Raw genomic sequence first — 16,728 nt, 5'->3', positions numbered from 1 at the left:
GCGTTGTGTATTGAACAAAATTGCGCGCGGCTAGGCGCGGTAACGCCCCGGCGTCGTACCCGCGTGAGCCTTGAACACGCGTTGAAAATGACTCTGGTCGGCAAAGCCAAGACGCAGCGCAACTTCCGCCAGATCAGCCCCGCGCTGTAATTGTTCACGTGCGAGGTTGATGCGCTGATTCAACTGCCATGCGTGCGGGGTCATACCAGTAACCGCACGAAAAGCGCGGATCAGCTGATAGCGGCCCATGCCGGCCATCTGCGCGAGTTCAGCCAGTGGCCGCACCGCGCCGCCCTCGTGGCGCAGCATGTCCAGCAATGGCTGCAGCAGCTGCAAGTACGCTGCTGCATTGGATGCTGCGGCAATTACCTGAGCGTCGGCACTGTCGCAATCACCGATGAATTCGATCAGCGCAGCTTCCTTGTCATCGGCGCAGGCCTCGGAGAACAACAACGCGTTGAGCCTGCAGAAGCGGGCGTAGAGCACGGGCTGGCGAGTGATCCGAACCGTTTCTGTTGCCACCTCACCCCACTGAACACCGCTCTCTTCCCGCACCGTCGTCAGCCACTGCGCATCCAGATGCAGCATCTGGTAACTCCAGGCGCTGCCCGCTTCTGGATTGCATGCATGCACGCGCATTGGCGGCACGAACACCAATGATCCAGGCTGTAGCGCAACCGCGCCGCCAGCGGCCCCAGTGAACACACTTGCCCCCTTGTCCACCGCACCGATGGAAAAGGTCGGATGGCTATGTGCCCGGTAGCAGGCGCGGCTGTCACAGGCCCGCCTGCTCTCAACAAAGGGCATGGCCGGATCGCGCCAGAAGCGGGTTGAATTCACGGCTTCACTCAAGACAGTTCCAACGGATCCTGTTTCACAATCCAGCCAATCTATCGCGAACTGCGGCGGATGGGTGTTCGCTTGGAGACGCTGCGATCTCAAAAGCGCAGCTTCGCCAGCAGATGTCTTTTCAATTTTCCAAAGCAGGCGAGCAGCGCCTCACATGCGGCCAAGCAATGCCTGCGCCTGGCGAGCAGTGCGCCATCGCATGGGCGAGCACCATCGATGCGATGGGATCGCAGTGGCCATGGACGTCAACGACAAACTGGCTACCGGGCTGCGTGAAGACAGCACCTGCCTTACGTTGCCGGAAAGGCCAACGCCGGCCGCCCTATTTTACCCGGATATTATTGACCAGACAATTTAACCCGGATAATATTCGCCACATGGACCAGAACCCTGCACTCACCTATACCGCTTTCCTGAAAGGGCAGCGCCTCGCCACCGGTCCTTTGCATGAGGTCGCCGTGGCGGTGCTGCGTGCGCAGCAGTCGCAGCCTGATGAGAACCCGTTGGTTTTCAACAATGCCACCGGCCAGTCTGCTGACCTCGATCTGCGCGGTGATGAGGAAGCTGTCGCTGCGCGCTACACACGTGCTGCGCCGGCACAACCCCCCAAAGGGCGCGGCCGCCCCAAACTCGGTGTGACCGCGCGGGAAGTAACGCTGCTACCCGAGCATTGGGACTGGTTGGCGGCGCAGGCCGGCGGTGCATCCGTAGCCTTGCGCAAGCTCGTGCACGAAGCGCGGCGCAAGGACAGCGGCGCGGACCAGCTACGGCAGGCGCGCGACCGCGCCTACAACGCCATGTCCACGCTGGCCGGTGACCTGGCCGGCTTCGAGGAAGCCGCGCGGGCGTTGTTCGCCGGCGACCAGCAGCGTCTGCTGGCGCAGATGGCCGCATGGCCGCAAGACATACAGGCCTACGTACTGCAACTCGCCGAACCTGCGCCCGGCTAAGCCCGGCCTCTTCCTGCTGATCTTGCAAACCGCGCGCGGCTCCGGCTGCAGCGTTGCGGGTACGGCTATGCCCGCGATCCACGAGAACGTACATGAGCACGCCAGACACCCCCTCCTCTTCCAAGCCGGCGCGAACCCTGCGCATGCACTATCTGGCACTGCTGACGCCCTTGATCCTGACCCACGCGCTGCAAAGTGCGGGAGGGCTGCTCGATGGCTTCTGGCTGGGGAGCCTGCTGGGCGTGCACGGCATCGCGACAGCCGCATCGTTCTTTCCTGTGTTCTTCCTGCTGCTGTCGCTGATCATCGGGCTGGGCGCCGGTGCGACCATTCTTGCCGGACAGGCATGGGGCGCCGGTGATGCCGCACAGCTGCGGCGCGTGGCTGCGACGGCTGTTGTGGCTGCACTTGGCGTCGGGCTTGTAGTGGCGGTGGCCGGGGCATGGGCTGCGCCGTGGCTGATGCAGGCGCTGGGCACGCCGCCGGACATTCTGCCGGCCGCGGTGCTGTATGCACGCGCGATGTTGCTGGTGATGCCCTTCGTGTTTGTCACCTGGGCTGGCCTGTCGCTGAGCCGTGGCAGCGGCGACGTGCAGTCGCCGATGTGGGCCTTGCTGGTGGCGACGCTGGTGGGTGCGGTGTGCACGCCGTTGTTCGTAGCAGGCATATCGTTGGGCGCGGCTGGCGTTGCCGCCTCTACGCTCTGCGCACAGCTGGCTGCGCTCACTGTTTTGATCCGGCGCTGGCGGCATGGCGGCCATCCGCTGGCTGCAGGTGCTGGCTGGCGCGGCTGCAGACCCAGTGCGGCCACCGCCAACCGCATGCTGCGCATCGGCCTGCCGGCTGCACTGCAGATGCTGGCCATGGCGCTTGCCGAGATCGTGTTGCTCGGCTTGGTGAACCGTCACGGGTCGGCAGCGACCGCCGCCTATGGCGCGGCGACGCAACTTTTGAGCTGGGTGCAGTTCCCGGCGATGAGCTTTGGTATTGCCGCAGCCATCTTCAGCGCGCATGCGGTAGGCGCGGGTCGATGTGAAAGGCTGCCGGCAATCGTGGCGATGGGAGTGCGTTTGAACGCAGTAATCACCGTGCTGTTCGTGCTGGCTGCGCATCTGCTCGCGCCCTTCGCGCTGCGCGTTTTCCTGGAGCCCGGGCCAGTGCTGGAGCTGTCGGTCGCCATCGTGCGCACCGTTGCCTGGAGCGTGGTGTTGCTTGGTTGGAGCAACATCCTGGTCGGCTCAATGCGCGCGAGTGGTGCCGCGTTGGTGCCGGCGCTGCTGAGCATGGCTGCAATCCTTGCCGTCGAATGGCCGCTTGCGATGGCGCTGGAAGCCCGCTTCGGCCCCACTGGCGTGTTCTGGGCCTGCCCCGCTGCATTCCTGACCATGCTGGTGCTGCACAGCTTCTATTACCGTCACAAGGAGAAAAAAGATGGACGCATCCCTCAACCAGACATCGCGCCAAGCGCGGCGGGCGGCCGCTCGCCTGGCGCGTGACGCCTTCCCGCCAATGGGCATCTATGCCATTGACGACCGGGCAAGCGGATATCGCATGCTCGGCGCGAGTCGCAATGTGCACGCGGCGTTGAATCGCGCGCGCTTCGAGCTGGGCATGGGCAAGTATGCAGACCGCGTGCTGCAAGCCGCGTGGAACCGCAGCGGCGCGGACGGGCTGCGCTTCGACGTACTGGAACTGGTGAAGGAGCGCGAAGACGCAAACTTCGATTACGCGGCTGAACTGAAAGCGCTGGAGCAGTGCTACCGCGAGCTGGAGGGCTTGCAGCGATGAACCATCCCGTTTGCCTGAGGAGGCCGTCGACGCGCGCGGCCTCAGTGTTCGTGTTCGACGACCAACAGGCAACCATCCGCATCCCTCGCAGGCCACTTCGTCTCGACGCGCATCCGCTCAGACGTCAGCCCGTGTACTGCGCTTGCCCGGCGTCAAGCGGGCGGCGTCCGGCTTCAACCGGCCGGTGGCTGCGGCCTTCAGCAGGCGCTGGAAGGTCGGACACTGAAGATGATTGTCAGCTGGGCATGCGGCGGCGTGGCGCAGGCCATCGCTCATGGCCCGCAGGCGTTTTATGGTCGCGTCGATCTCCTCGGCCTTGCTCAGCAGCAGTGCCCGATCCACGTTCGGCGCGCCATGCGGCGAGAGCATGCTGCGGATCTCGTCCAACGACAGCCCGCCGGCCTGGCCCAACGCGATCAAGCTCAGCTGGTCGAGCACGTCGGCCGCAAAGTGGCGCCGGCCACCAGCGGCGCGGCTGGCCGTGATCAATCCCTTGTTTTCGTAATACCGCAGCGTGGAGGACGGCAGCCCGGTTCGTCTGGCGACTTCGGCAATGTCCATCGCAGTCTCTTGACTTGAAGTTGACTTCAACTTTTACCATGCCCGCGTGTGCAGATGAATCGACTGCAAAGGAGGCGTTATGACGTGGATGGATATGGCGCGGGTGCTGCTGGTTGGAATTGGCGCGACATTGGTGATGGATCTGTGGACCCAGGCCCTCAAGCAACTGGGCGTTGCCACGCTCGACTACGCATTGCTTGGGCGCTGGGCAGCACACCTGGCCAAGGGCAGATTCGCACATGCCAACATCGGACAGGCCGCGCCGATACCGGGCGAGCAGCTGCTTGGCTGGACCATGCATTACGCCATTGGCATCGCGTTCGCGGCTTTATTGGTGGCGGTTGCAGGCTGGCCATGGCTTGGCGATCCGTCGCTGATGCCCGCCTTGGCCGTAGGCATGGCAACCGTTGCCGCACCTCTGTTCGTCATGCAGCCGGCCATGGGCGCGGGCTTCATGGCATCGAAGACGGCAACGCCGTTGAAGAACTGCCTGCGCAGCTTGGCGACGCATGCCGTGTTCGGGCTGGGGCTCTATCTTTCGGCTACGCTGATCAGGTTCTGTGAGGCTTGATATGAAGACCAATGAAATCCGCTTTCGCGATGGCCTCGCCTATGAGCGCTACATGGGAATCTGGAGCCAGCTTGCCGGCGAGGTGTTTCTCGATTGGCTGGCGCCAGCAGCCGGCCAACGCTGGCTGGACGTAGGCTGCGGTAATGGCGCCTTCACCGAGAGGGTGATCGCGCGCTGCGCGCCAAGCTCGATGCATGGTGTGGATCCATCCCAGCAACAGCTGGCCTATGCACGAGCGCAGCCAGCACTGCAGGCGGCAGTATTTGACGAAGGCGATGCGATGGCATTGCCCTACGAGGACGCTGCCTTCGATATTGCAGTGATGCCGCTGGTGATTTTCTTTGTCCCCGAGCCCGCTCGCGGCGTAGCCGAGATGGCGCGCGTGGTTCGTCCCGGTGGCAGCGTCGCCGCGTACGCCTGGGACATGCTGGGTGGCGGATTTCCCTATGAAATGTTGCTGGCACAGATGCGTGGGCTTGGCCACGCAGTCCCCTCGCCGCCCAGCCCGGAGGCTTCACGCACTGAGGCATTGCGGGAGTTGTGGAGCGACGCTGGTTTGGAGGCGATTGAAACCCGCGCAATCGAAGTGAGCCGCACGTTCGCTGATTTTGAGGACTTCTGGTCGACAGCGCTCGGCGCACCGAGCGTCGGTTCAACGCTTGCCGCGATGGCGGCGGATGAGCACACGCTGCTCAAGGCCAGGATCAGTGCCCTGTTGCCGGTGGATGCCGAAGGGCAAATCACTTGTCGCGCCCGTGCCAATGCAGTGAAAGGTCGCAGAGCGAACCCGGCGCCCTGAGTGAGGCGAATTTCTGCAATGCGCGTAGCGAAGCTCACTGCGCTGGCCCGGCGCTTGTCTGTGGGAGCGGCGTCAGCCGCGAAGCTGGCGTTGCTCAATTACCCGCTCAGCAGCCATGTCATTCGAGGATGTACGAGCTTCGCGGCTTACGCCGCTCCTACAAAAGACAAAATCCGATGCCAGAGGACTGGCATCGGATTCTGGGTCACGCACTATCGACCAAATGAACAGCATTAAGCACTACGCGGCCGGTTGGCTTGTTGCTGCCAGCTACCGGGAGGCACCAGATGCCCGATCACTCCCACTCGATCGTCGCCGGCGGCTTGCCGGAGATGTCGTAGACCACGCGCGAGACGCCGCGCAGTTCGTTGATGATGCGGTTGGAAACGCGGCCGAGGAAATCGTACGGCAGGTGCGCCCAATGCGCGGTCATGAAGTCGATGGTCTCAACCGCACGCAGCGCGATCACCCACTCATACGCACGCGCATCGCCCACCACGCCAACCGACTTGACCGGCAGGAACACGGCGAACGCCTGGCTGGTCTTGTCGTACAGGTCAGCGGCGCGCAGTTCTTCGATGAAGATCGCGTCGGCCTTGCCCAGCAGCTCGGCGTACTCACGCTTCACTTCGCCGAGGATGCGCACACCCAGGCCCGGGCCCGGGAACGGATGGCGATAGACCATTGCACGCGGCAGGCCAAGCTCGACGCCGAGGCGACGCACTTCGTCCTTGAACAGCTCGCGCAGTGGTTCGACAAGCTTGAGCTTCATGTCTTCCGGCAGGCCACCCACGTTGTGGTGGCTCTTGATGACGTGTGCCTTGCCGGTCTTGCTGCCGGCCGACTCGATCACGTCCGGATAGATGGTGCCCTGCGCCAGCCACTTGGCATTGCTGAGCTTGTTCGACTCTTCGTCGAAGATCTCGACGAACAGGTTGCCGATCACCTTGCGCTTGGCTTCCGGATCGCTGACGCCTTCCAGTGCCTTGAAATAACGGTCGGCAGCGTTCACGCGCACGACCTTGACGCCCATGTTGTCGGCCATCATCTGCATGACCTGGTCGCCTTCCTGGAAGCGCAGCAGGCCGGTGTCGACAAACACGCAGGTCAGCTTGTCACCGATGGCCTTGTGCAGCAGCGCAGCAACCACCGAGGAATCAACGCCGCCGGACAGGCCCAGGATCACCTCATCGCTGCCAACCTGCTCGCGCACGCGGGCGATCTGGTCGTCGATGATGTTGGCGGCGGTCCACAAGGTGGCGCAGCCGCAGATGTCGGTGACAAAACGCTTCAGCAGCGCTGAGCCCTGCTTGGTGTGGGTCACTTCCGGATGGAACTGCACGCCGTACCAGCGCTTGTCTTCATTGGCCATCGCGGCGACCGGAATGCGGTCGGTAACGGCAGTAATGGTGAAGCCCGGCGGCACGTGGGTGACGTGGTCGCCATGGCTCATCCACACATCCAGGCGCGGCTCGCCGTTGTGGTCGGACAGACCACCCAGCAGCGCATCGTTGCCCTGCAGTTTCACTTCGGCATGGCCGAACTCGCGCTGGTCAGCGGCTTCGGTACCGCCGCCCAGCTGCTTGGCCATGGTCTGCAAGCCGTAGCAGATGCCCAGCAGCGGCAGGCCGCTGTCGAACACTTCCTGCGGCGCGGCGGGTGCGCCGGGCAGCGTGGTGGTTTCCGGGCCGCCGGACAGGATGATGCCCTTGGCACCAAAGGCGGCGATCTCGGCCGGATCATGGTCCCACGCCCAGATTTCGCAATACACGCCAAATTCGCGGATGCGGCGCGCGATCAGCTGCGTGTACTGTGCGCCGAAATCGAGGATGAGGATCTTGTCGTTATGGATGTTGGTCATGAGCGAGAAGTAAGTAGATAGGAGTGAGAAGTGAGAAAAGGCGGCATCGCCGGCGCTGTATAGAAGAAGAGGAGCTTGGAGCTTGATCTCGCTCCTCACTCCTCTTCACTCACTCCCGCTTCAAGCGCGGTAGTTCGGCGGCTCTTTGGTGATCTGCACGTCGTGGACGTGGCTCTCACGCTGGCCGGCACCGCTGATTTTCACGAAGTTCGGCTTGGTGCGCATTTCTTCGATGGTGGCGCAGCCCACATAACCCATGGTCGCGCGCAGGCCACCGATGAGCTGATGGATGATGCCACCGACCGGGCCGCGATACGGCACGCGGCCTTCAATGCCTTCGGGCACCAGCTTGTCAGCGGTAGCCGCGTCCTGGAAGTAGCGGTCCTTGGACCCCTTCTCCATTGCCGCCAGCGAACCCATGCCACGGTAGCTCTTGTAGGAGCGGCCCTGGAACAGTTCGGTTTCGCCCGGCGATTCTTCGGTACCGGCCAGCAGGCCGCCGATCATCACCGTCGATGCACCGGCGGCAAGCGCCTTGCCGATGTCACCGGAATAACGGATGCCACCGTCAGCGATCAGTGGGATGCGATCCTGCAGCGCTTCGGCAACCAGGTCGATCGCGGTGATCTGCGGCACGCCGACACCGGCAACCACGCGGGTGGTGCAGATCGAGCCCGGGCCGATGCCGACCTTGACCGCATCGGCACCGCAATCGAGCAGTGCCAGAGCGGCTTCGCCGGTGCAGATGTTGCCGCCGACGACCTGTACGTTCGGGAAGTTCTTCTTCACCCAGCGCACGCGGTCCAGCACGCCCTGCGAATGGCCGTGCGCGGTGTCCACCACCAACACGTCAACACCGGCAGCAACCAGCGCTTCGACGCGACGATCGGTATCGCCACCCACGCCAACCGCAGCACCCACCAGCAGACGCGTTGCGGCGTCCTTGGCAGCGTTGGGGTTGTCGGTCTTCTTCTGGATGTCCTTGACCGTGATCAGGCCGCGCAGTTCGAACGCGTCATTGACCACCAGCACTTTTTCGATGCGGTTGCGGTGCAGCAGCTGCAGCACTTCGTCCGAGGCAGCGCCTTCCTTGACCGTGATCAGGCGATCCTTCTTGGTCATGATGTGGCGGACCGGATCGTCCAGCTCGGTTTCAAAGCGCATGTCACGGTGGGTGACGATGCCGGCCAGCTGGCCGTCGCTGCCCACCACCGGCACGCCGGAGATGTTGTGCGCCTGCGTCAGTGCCAGTACGTCGCGGATCGTGGTTTCCGGGCCAACGGTGATCGGGTCGCGGATCACGCCGGACTCGAACTTCTTGACCTTGGCCACTTCGGCCGCCTGCTGCTCGACGCTCAGGTTCTTGTGCAGGATGCCGATGCCGCCGATCTGCGCCATGGCAATGGCAAGACGTGCTTCGGTAACGGTATCCATGGCAGCCGAGACAATCGGCAACTTCAACCGCAGGTCGCGCGTCAGCCGCGTGCCGAGGTCAACGTCCTTAGGCAGAACGATGGAGTGAGCGGGGACGAGAGAAACGTCATCGTACGTTAGTGCTTCAGCCTGGATGCGCAGCATCGGCGTGCCCGGTAGATGTGGGGAAGCGCGACATTTTACCCTTATTTGGCCGCCGATGGCAGGGGGCAGGTGCGACGCAGTGTCGCGCTGGCGGGGACGTGTTCAGGGATTGGATGCCATGTAGTGCCGCGCCATGCTCGGCACTACAGTGATGCTGTACGAGGAAAGCCTCTGCCGAGCATGGCTCGGCACTACAGTGATGCTGCCTCTGCCGAGCGTGGCTCGGCACTGCGCGGCTTCAGAACTTCAAGCCTTCAGCGCTGGCCTCGGCCGCCTCGATCGTGTTCTGCATCAGCGTGGCCACAGTCATCGGACCGACACCGCCCGGTACCGGGGTGATCCAGCTGGCGCGCTGGGCTGCGGCCTCGAAACCGACATCGCCGACCAGCCGGCCATCCTCAAGCCGATTGATGCCGACATCGATCACCACCGCGCCCGGCTTCACCCATTCACCCGGGATCAGCTGCGGGATACCCACCGCCACCACCAGGATGTCGGCGTTGCGCACGGCCTGCTCCAACACGTCCTTGGGCGTGAACTTGTGGCAGCTGGTCACGGTGCAGCCGGCGATCAGCAGTTCCAGGCCCATCGGCCGGCCGACGTGATTGCTGACGCCAACAATGGTGGCGTTGCGGCCACGCACCGGCTGATCGGTGTGGCCGAGCAGCGTGGTGATGCCGCGCGGCGTACAGGGGCGCAGGCCGAACTCGCGCAGCACCAGGTGGCCTACGTTCTGCGGGTGGAAGCCATCCACATCCTTGCGCGGGTCGATGCGCTGGATAAGACGGTTGGCATCGGGAATGCCCGGCAGCGGCAGCTGGATCAGGATGCCGTGGATCTTCGGGTCGGCATTGAGCTGGTCGATCAGATCCAGCAGCTCAGCCTCGCTGGTGCCCTCGGGCAGGTCGTAATCAAAGGCCTCGATGCCGACCTTCTCGGCGGCGCGACGCTTGTTGCGCACATACACCGATGAGGCGGGGTCGCCGCCCACCAGCACCACGGCCAGCCCCGGACGGGTGCCACCGGCCGCCAGACGGGCGTCGACGCGCACCTTCAAATCGTCGAGCAGTTCCTCGGCGATACGGCGGCCATCAAGGATGCGGGAGGTCTGCGGGGAGGCGTCGGCGAGGACAGTCATGGGGCATGGCGATGAACACGGGGGCGGCTATTGTCCCTGATTACGGCCAGCGCCACACCTTGTCATGGTCCTGGCGTGGCGCCTGAATCGGAAACCGGCTCCTCCCCTGCCCCGGCAATCGCGTCCGGGTTGAGGGGGCGCGACTCACGCCGCGGCGGGGTGAACGGCGTCGGTGTCGGCGCTCCGGGGGTATTGCGGTACATCAGACCGGTGTCGGCCTGCAGCCCGCCACCGGCCATTTCCAGCTCGAAGCGCTCAGCGTCACGGCGGCGGATTTCGCGCGCGACAACGTCGGCCTCGTCTTCATCCACACCCAGCTGCATCAGTGCCACACGGCCAAACTCCACCGCCGACTCGAAGGTTTCGCGGATCTGGAAATCAACACCGGCATGTATCAGCGACAGCGAATGCTCGCGGTCGAACGAGCGCACCAGCAGCTTGGCCAGCGGAAACTCATGCCTTACCAGCTCGACGATGCGGTCGGCAGCAACCCGGTCATCCACGCAGACCGCAATCGCACGCGCGGTTTCGGCGCCAGAAGCGCGCAGCACGTCCAGCCGGGTGCCGTCACCGTAATAGATCTTGAAGCCGAAACGGCCAGCACTGCGGATCATCTCGATATCGTTGTCGATGATGGTCACGTCCACATCGCGCGCAAGCAGCGATTGGCTGGACACCTGACCGAAGCGACCAAACCCAATTACCAGCACGCTACCGGTCAGCCCATCGGCCGCATCCACGCCTTCAGTGGAGACCTGCCCTTCTTTTACCAGCAGGCGATACACCAGCATGCACAGAGGTGTCAGCGCCATCGACAACACCACCACCGCGGTCAGGTTGGCGTTGACGTTTGCGTCGATCACGCCCGTTGTCGCAGCAGCGGCAAACAGCACAAAGGCAAACTCGCCGCCCTGGGCCATCAGCACGCCACGGTCCAATGCCTGGCGGTGATCACTGCCCATTACCCGCGCCACACCGTAGATGCACAGCGCCTTTGCCAGCATCATCGCCGGCACCAGCAGCGCAATCACCTTCCAGTTCGATGCCACCACCGACAGGTCCAGCGCCATGCCCACGCTGAGGAAGAACAGGCCGAGCAGGATGCCGCGGAAGGGTTCGATATCGGCCTCGATCTGGTGCCGGAAAGTCGATTCGGACAGCAGCACGCCTGCCAGGAACGCGCCCATCGCCATCGACAGCCCGCCCAGTTGCATCAGCAGCGCCGCGCCCAGCACCACCAGCAAGGCAGCCGCCGTCATCACCTCGCGCGCCTTGGCCGCAGCGAGGATGCGGAACAAGGGATTGAGCAGGTAGCGGCCGACCAATACCAGGCCAACGATCGCACCCGCACCGATGGCGATGCTCAACCAGCGCGAACCCTCGTGCGCACCCGCCTGCACCGGCGCCATCCATGCGACAACCGCCAGCAGCGGCACGATCAGCAGATCCTCGAACAGCAGGATGGAAACGATCTTCTGCCCGGACGGCAGGGTCAGGTCACCACGCTCGCCAAGCAACTGCATCACCACCGCCGTGGAGGTCAGCACGAAACCAGCGGCAGCGATGAAGGCAATCTGCGGGCGATAACCAAACAGGATCGCCACGCCGGTGAGCACCAGCGCGCAGGTAACAATCTGCGCCGTACCCAGGCCGAAGATCTCCCCGCGCAGGCTCCACAGATGCGAAGGCCGCATCTCCAGGCCGATCACGAACAGGAACATCACCACGCCCAGCTCGGCCACGTGCAGGATGGCCTGCGGATCGGAGAACCAACCAAAACCAAACGGACCGATTGCCAGACCGGCAACGAAGTAGCCCAGCACGGAACCCAGCCCCAGCCGCCGGAACAGAGGCACGGCCACCACCGCTGCGCCGAGCAGGGCGACTATCTTTACCAGTTCCGCTGAGGATTCCGCTGCCATGCCGCATCGCCTTGTAATCGAGTAGGCGCACGATAAAGCAAAAACCGTGCAGATCCGGTCACTGCCCGCCGCTCAGTTCAAACGGTGTGCGCGCAGAAGGCGGCGTAATCGATATAGCCGGGGAACGGAGTACCAGGAGCACACACCGGGCATGCGGGATCTGCAGGTATGCGGGTTTCGCGGAAACGCATCTGCAACGCATCAAAGCGCAGCAGGCGCCCCACCAGCGGCTCGCCGATATCCAGCAACAGCTTGAGCACTTCGGTTGCCTGCATGATCCCGGCCAGGCCGGGCAGCACACCAAGCACACCCGCCTCGGAACAGTTGGGTGCGAATTCAGGCGGCGGCGGCTCCGGGAACAGACAGCGATAACACGGGGCGACACCGCGCTGACGGCCGGCATCAAACACGCTCACCTGCCCGTCAAAACGCTCGATAGCCGCATAGACCAGCGGTCTGGCGTGCTTGATGCAGGCATCATTGAGCAGATATCGCAGCGGAAAATTGTCCGAGCCATCCAGCACCACGTCCACGTCCTGCAACAGCACATCGATATTGGCCGACGTCACACGCTCGGCGACCGCCTCCACCTTGATGTGCGGGTTCAGCGCCAGCAGCCGCTGTCGCGCGGAATCCACCTTGGCTGTACCCAACGACGTTTCGGTATGGACGATCTGCCGCTGCAGGTTGCTGCGTTCGACCACATCGTCGTCGACGATGCGCAAGCGCCCTACGCCGGCTGCGGCCAGGTAGAAGGCCGCAGGCGAGCCCAGGCCACCGGCGCCCAACACCAGGACCGTGGACTGCTGCAAGCGACGCTGGCCCGCTTCGCCGACCTGCGGCAGCAACAGATGGCGCGAATAGCGATCGTAGAAGTCGCGCTCGCCTGCATCCAGCAACGGCTGCACCAGCGGCAAACCCTGCGCGCGCCAGGCGACGGTGCCGCCGCTTACCGAGGACAGGTTTGTGTAGCCGGCACCCAGCAACGCCTGCGCCGCGTCAGCTGAGCGCTTGCCGCTTTGGCAGATGAGCAGGATGTCCCGGTCCAGCGCTGGCAGGTGCTGCGCAGGCGCAGCAAGCAGGTCGGCCTTGGCGATACCGACCGCACCTTCAGCCATGCCTCCTGCGCGCTCATGCGCTTCCCGCACGTCGATCAACAATGCGCCATTGGCGTGGCAGGCCCGGGCCTGTTGTGGTGTCAGTTCGCGGATGCTCATGACTGGATTATCGGCCAAACGCAGCGGGCAGCGGAAACGAACCGCGCCGGGGCCGCCTGTATGCGCCAAACCCCGCGAATGCGACGACGACATCAAGCGGCGCAAACGCCGCCCCATCCGCGCGCAACAGCCAAGCGGCAAAAAACAAAAGCGGCCTTTCGGCCGCTTTCGTCTACATCGCCCCGGGAACTTGAACCGCGTCCCGGGTGCGAATCACTTCCTGCCCTTGACGTGCTTCATCAAGCGCCGCTTGGCCTTGACCTGGCGGTCGGTCAATACGTTCTTCTTGCCCTCGTACGGGTTGGCACCCTCACGGAACAGGAAGGTCACCGGCGTACCCACCAGCTTGAAGCGCTTGCGGAAGAAGTTCTCCAGGTAACGCTTGTACGAATCCGGCAGCTCCTTCAGGCGCGTACCGTGCACGATGAAGGTCGGCGGATTGCTGCCACCCGGGTGCACGTAACGCAGCTTGGAAACATGGCCACGGATGCTCGGCGGCGGATTGGCCTCATAGGCCACTTCCAGCGCCTTGTTGACCTCGGCCGTGCTGAACTCATGCGTCGCCGAGGCGTGCGCCCGGTGAATCGCCTTGAACAACTCGCGCAGACCGGAGCCGTGCAGTGCGGAAATCCGCACGTTCTCGGCCCACGGCACGAAGCCGAGCTTCAGCGACAACAGGGTTTCAGCCTGCTGCTTGTCGTACTCGCTCAAGCCGTCCCACTTGTTGATCGCAATGACCAACGCACGGCCGGCATCCAGCACCGCGCCCAGCACGCTGGCGTCCTGATCGGTCACGCCCTCGTGGGCGTCCAGCATCAGCACCGCCACCTGGCACTGCTCGATCGAGCGCAGCGTTTTGACCACGCTGAACTTCTCGACCACTTCCTCGACCCGCGCCTTGCGACGCAGACCGGCGGTGTCGATCAGGCGGTACAGCTGGCCCTCGCGCTCCAGATCCACCGCAATCGAGTCACGGGTGGTACCGGGCACTTCGGACGCAATCATCCGCTCCTCGCCGAGGATGCGGTTTACCAGCGTCGACTTGCCCACGTTCGGGCGGCCAACGAAGGCAATGCGGATGCGATCCGGATCGTTGTCGAGGGTCTCGGCGGTGCCTTCTTCGGGCATGCGCTCGACAATTTCCTCAACCAGATCGTCGATGCCCTGCCGGTGCGCGGCAGAGACCGTCAGCATCTCGCTGAAGCCATAACGGGAAAACTCCGAACGAACGGAATGTTCGTCCGTGCCGTCGATCTTGTTGATCAACAGCAACGTAGGCCGCGCAAGTTTGCGCAGCCAAGACAGGATCTCGTCATCCAGGGCCGACGTGCCATCACGCGCGTCAACAACAAATACGATCAGATCCGCCTCACCGGCGGCGGCTCGGGCTTGGCGCGCGGTGGCGCCAGCCAGCCCTTCCTCTTCACCGGCGATACCACCGGTATCGACGATCAGGAAGGGATTGTCCTCATCAAGACGGCAGACACCGTAATTGCGATCGCGGGTAACACCCGGCTGGTCATGGACCAGCGCATCGCGCGTACGGGTCAACAGATTGAAAATAGTGGACTTACCGACGTTCGGTCGTCCAACCAGGGCGACCAAAGGCAGCATCGCTATAACTCCTTATTGGGCCAACCGGAATGCGGTCAGCTTTCCATCAACGTTCTGCGCCAGCAGGATGCCGTCAGCGACGACCGGCTGCGCCAGCAGAGCATCACCACCGCTCTTCTCACGCGCAGCCAATTCACCATCGCTCAACCGCAGCCAGTGCAGATATCCCTTGTAATCCCCCACCACGGCATAGTCACCCTGGATGGCGGCACCGGTCAGCGAGCGGCGCGCCAGCGCCTGCTGTGACCACATTGCCGAGCCGGAATTCTTGTCCAGCCCGTATACAGAACCCTTGCCGTCGGTGACCACGACATTGCCCGAGGACACCGCAACACCGCCGCCACCGCCATGGTCACGCGACCACATCGGGCGACCGGTCGGGCCTTCGATGGCCATGGTCTGGTTCTTGAAGCTGGTCACATACAGCGTATTACCTTCCAGCACCGGGGCGCCGTCAATATCAGCCATGCGCTCCAGCTCGGTACGGCCTTCCGGCGTACCCACCATCTGTTCCCACAGCGGGCGACCATCCTGCATCGACAGCGCGGCGACGGTACCGTCGTCGTTGCCGATGAACAGCACGCCCGGGCCGGTCACCACCGGCGCGTTGCCACGCACGGTCAGCGAAGGCAGTTCCTGCGCATTGAACCAGCGCTGTTCGCCGGTGGCGGCATCCAGCGCGGTGGTGCGGCCATCATTGCTGCGCACGAACACCAGGCCCTGGGCCACGGCCGGCGCGGCAATCACTTCGCCGGTGACCTTGGACTTCCACTTTTCGCTGCCATTGGCCGCGTCCAGTGCAATCACCTGCCCATCCAGCGTGCCGATGACCACCAGGCCATCGCCAACGCCCGGACCACCGGAAAGACGCAGCTTGGGCTTCTTCTTTTCCTTGGCCGGGCTGTATTCCCAGACTTCCTTGCCGGTCTGCAGGTCCAGCGCATGCACGCCGCCCTGCACCGCTGCCGCGTAGACGCGGCCATCGGCAACCACCGGGCCCTGACGCAGGCCGATACGACCCTCGCCCTTGCCGACGTTGGCCGACCAGATCTTGTCGACCCGCGCGGTCTGCTCGAACTTGGTCAGCTCGGCCGGCTCCAGCGCCTTCTTGGCCGCAGCGTCCTTCCCGGCAAACCAACCCTTCACCGTTGAACAACCGGTCAACGCCACTGCCATCAAGGCAATGCCTGCAACATGCTTGAACTTCATCAATTCTTCTCCGCTGCAGGATCAGCCACGGTGCCGCCGGCGTCCATCAATTTGGTTTCCAGCAAGCGGCGCTGCGGTGCAGCCACGTCCAGCTTGGCCAGCGCTTGGGTGTACAGATCACGCGCTTCATCACGCTTGCCCTGCGCGATCAAGGCATCACCACGGATTTCAAGACCGGAGCTGTCGTCGGCCGCACCCAGCAGGGTCGCAGCGTCCTGGGGCTTGCCGGTTTCAATCAGCAGCCGCGCGATGCGCTGGTCGATCAGGGTCTTGAACTCCCCCTCGACCTTGAGCGCGCGCAGCGTCTTGATCGCGTCCTCGCTCTTGCCCGCCTCGACCTGGGCCTTGGCCAGCTCCAGCGAAGCCAGGTCGGCATAGATGCCCGCCTTGCCACCGCCCAGCGCCGCTACCTCTTTGGCCGCCTCGTCCAGGTTCTTGGATTGCAGGCTGCGCGACACGGCTTCATAACGGACATTGGCGTCGGCCAGCTTGCCGACCTGCTCTTTCTGCCACCACTGCCAGCCGGCAATAGCGCCAATACCGAGAACTACTCCGCCGATAATCCCGGCGCCATTCTTGCGCAGCCACGTGCGGACACGTTCGCTTTGTTCGTGCTCGTCGAGCAGGTCGTCAATCGCCATGCGTACTCTCGCTCACCCTGGCGGGGAGCC

15 protein-coding genes are annotated in these 16,728 nt (G+C 63.8%); 5 read left to right on the top strand and 10 right to left on the bottom strand.

Going from position 1 to position 16,728, the window contains the following annotated elements:
• Positions 1–30: 30 nt before the first annotated feature.
• Positions 31–852, bottom strand: a complete 822-nt coding sequence (locus tag ACVOKO_RS09070) for an AraC family transcriptional regulator (RefSeq protein ID WP_346498601.1) — start codon at positions 850–852, stop codon at positions 31–33.
• Between the two features lie 374 nt (positions 853–1,226).
• Between ACVOKO_RS09070 and ACVOKO_RS09065 the strand changes: the two genes are divergently transcribed.
• The 3 genes from ACVOKO_RS09065 to ACVOKO_RS09055 all read left to right on the top strand — a co-directional run bounded on the left by ACVOKO_RS09065 (position 1,227) and on the right by ACVOKO_RS09055 (position 3,587).
• Positions 1,227–1,799 (top strand): DUF2239 family protein, encoded by a 573-nt coding sequence (locus ACVOKO_RS09065; RefSeq protein WP_346498600.1) that lies wholly within the window; start codon positions 1,227–1,229, stop codon positions 1,797–1,799.
• Positions 1,800–1,891: 92 nt separating this feature from the next.
• Complete coding sequence (locus ACVOKO_RS09060) at positions 1,892–3,295, top strand: MATE family efflux transporter (RefSeq protein ID WP_346498599.1); 1,404 nt, start codon at positions 1,892–1,894, stop codon at positions 3,293–3,295.
• Positions 3,231–3,587 (top strand): GIY-YIG nuclease family protein, encoded by a 357-nt coding sequence (locus ACVOKO_RS09055; RefSeq protein ID WP_346498598.1) that lies wholly within the window; start codon positions 3,231–3,233, stop codon positions 3,585–3,587. The genes ACVOKO_RS09060 and ACVOKO_RS09055 overlap by 65 nt, the downstream gene beginning before the upstream one ends.
• Before the next feature lie 117 nt (positions 3,588–3,704).
• On the opposite strand, the gene ACVOKO_RS09050 is transcribed toward ACVOKO_RS09055, so the two are convergent.
• Positions 3,705–4,148 carry a helix-turn-helix domain-containing protein gene (locus ACVOKO_RS09050; RefSeq protein ID WP_346498597.1) on the bottom strand — a complete coding sequence of 148 codons (444 nt, stop codon included), beginning with the start codon at positions 4,146–4,148 and terminating at the stop codon, positions 3,705–3,707.
• 94 nt (positions 4,149–4,242) lie between these two features.
• On the opposite strand from ACVOKO_RS09050, the gene ACVOKO_RS09045 reads away from it, so the two are divergent.
• Positions 4,243–4,719: a DUF2938 domain-containing protein gene (locus tag ACVOKO_RS09045; protein WP_346498596.1), complete on the top strand. Its 477-nt coding sequence runs from the start codon at positions 4,243–4,245 to the stop codon at positions 4,717–4,719.
• Position 4,720: 1 nt separating this feature from the next.
• The gene (locus ACVOKO_RS09040) at positions 4,721–5,518 is read left to right on the top strand and encodes a class I SAM-dependent methyltransferase (protein WP_346498595.1); all 798 of its coding nucleotides are present in this window, start codon (positions 4,721–4,723) and stop codon (positions 5,516–5,518) included.
• Positions 5,519–5,813: 295 nt separating this feature from the next.
• On the opposite strand, the gene guaA is transcribed toward ACVOKO_RS09040, so the two are convergent.
• The 8 genes from guaA to ACVOKO_RS09000 form a co-directional block, all read right to left on the bottom strand.
• The gene (gene guaA, locus ACVOKO_RS09035; protein ID WP_346498594.1) at positions 5,814–7,379 is read right to left on the bottom strand and encodes a glutamine-hydrolyzing GMP synthase; all 1,566 of its coding nucleotides are present in this window, start codon (positions 7,377–7,379) and stop codon (positions 5,814–5,816) included.
• 120 nt (positions 7,380–7,499) lie between these two features.
• The gene (gene guaB / locus ACVOKO_RS09030) at positions 7,500–8,957 is read right to left on the bottom strand and encodes an IMP dehydrogenase (protein ID WP_346498593.1); all 1,458 of its coding nucleotides are present in this window, start codon (positions 8,955–8,957) and stop codon (positions 7,500–7,502) included.
• A gap of 238 nt (positions 8,958–9,195) precedes the next feature.
• Complete coding sequence (gene folD / locus ACVOKO_RS09025) at positions 9,196–10,095, bottom strand: bifunctional methylenetetrahydrofolate dehydrogenase/methenyltetrahydrofolate cyclohydrolase FolD (protein WP_346498592.1); 900 nt, start codon at positions 10,093–10,095, stop codon at positions 9,196–9,198.
• Positions 10,096–10,157: 62 nt separating this feature from the next.
• Entirely contained in the window at positions 10,158–12,017 is a 1,860-nt protein-coding gene (locus tag ACVOKO_RS09020; protein ID WP_346498591.1) for a monovalent cation:proton antiporter-2 (CPA2) family protein, read from the bottom strand.
• A gap of 77 nt (positions 12,018–12,094) precedes the next feature.
• Positions 12,095–13,234, bottom strand: coding sequence for a molybdopterin-synthase adenylyltransferase MoeB (moeB, locus tag ACVOKO_RS09015; protein ID WP_346498590.1), 1,140 nt, complete (start codon positions 13,232–13,234; stop codon positions 12,095–12,097).
• Between the two features lie 213 nt (positions 13,235–13,447).
• A complete protein-coding gene (der, locus tag ACVOKO_RS09010) occupies positions 13,448–14,848 on the bottom strand; it encodes a ribosome biogenesis GTPase Der (RefSeq protein WP_346498589.1) in 1,401 nt (466 codons plus the stop codon).
• Positions 14,849–14,860: 12 nt separating this feature from the next.
• Positions 14,861–16,057: an outer membrane protein assembly factor BamB gene (bamB, locus tag ACVOKO_RS09005; protein ID WP_346498588.1), complete on the bottom strand. Its 1,197-nt coding sequence runs from the start codon at positions 16,055–16,057 to the stop codon at positions 14,861–14,863.
• Positions 16,057–16,698 carry a YfgM family protein gene (locus ACVOKO_RS09000; RefSeq protein WP_346498587.1) on the bottom strand — a complete coding sequence of 214 codons (642 nt, stop codon included), beginning with the start codon at positions 16,696–16,698 and terminating at the stop codon, positions 16,057–16,059. The genes bamB and ACVOKO_RS09000 overlap by 1 nt, the downstream gene beginning before the upstream one ends.
• Between the last annotated feature and the right edge of the window lie 30 nt (positions 16,699–16,728).

The organism is Stenotrophomonas sp. STEN240, assembly GCF_056756175.1.
This window is presented reverse-complemented; position numbering and strand designations above follow the sequence as displayed.